Origin of the sequence: Paucibacter sp. PLA-PC-4 (genome assembly GCF_026241155.1) — a bacterium.
Classification (GTDB): Bacteria; Pseudomonadota; Gammaproteobacteria; order Burkholderiales; family Burkholderiaceae_C; genus Roseateles_E.
Genome location: NZ_JAPFGP010000080.1, coordinates 1 through 580, shown reverse-complemented (window position 1 = coordinate 580; position 580 = coordinate 1). Strand labels below are relative to the sequence as shown.

The window sequence follows — 580 nt, the reverse complement described above, 5'->3', positions numbered from 1 at the left end:
TTCGCAGTGCGGCCGGCAGGTTGCTGCTACGCACGATCGATCGCGCGTAGCCTTCAATGAAAGCCTGCTCGATGACATGCAAGGAGCCCAGTTCGTAGAAGGCCGCCATGCCTCGGATGTAGCTGGCCTTGTTGATGTCGACGAAGGAGAAGGGCGCCAAACCCGCCGCGAGCAGTGGCGCATTGGCCGCGATGCGCGAGGTGCGCTTGTTGCCGTTCGCGAACGACTGCACGTAGGCGATCCGCGTCAGCAGGTACACCGCAGCCTCCACCGGCGGGAGCCCCTTGGAGGTGTCGATGATCTGCTGGAGCACTGCCTGGGCGTGACCTGTGCCAGGACGGAAGGGCGGAATGTAGGCGGAGTTCGCCAGGTTCACGTCTTCGAACTCTCGAGGCCGCCCACGTTGCACCTTAGGCAGGAAGTGGTCCGACTCACCCTCCGCCATGATCCCGTGGTCGTCTGTCAGGAGGTCGTGCATCGCGCACACCGTCTCCATCGACAACTCACGGTGATCCCACAGGTACTGGCCTGCCAGCTTGTGATTCAGCGCGAGGAGCGCATCCTCCATCGGCTTGTCAGG

1 protein-coding gene is annotated in these 580 nt (G+C 63.1%); it reads right to left on the bottom strand.

All coding sequences use genetic code 11. From position 1 onward, the window contains the following. A partial coding sequence (locus OOZ63_RS29005; RefSeq protein ID WP_266009347.1) for a Fic family protein occupies positions 1–580 on the bottom strand: 580 nt, incomplete at both ends.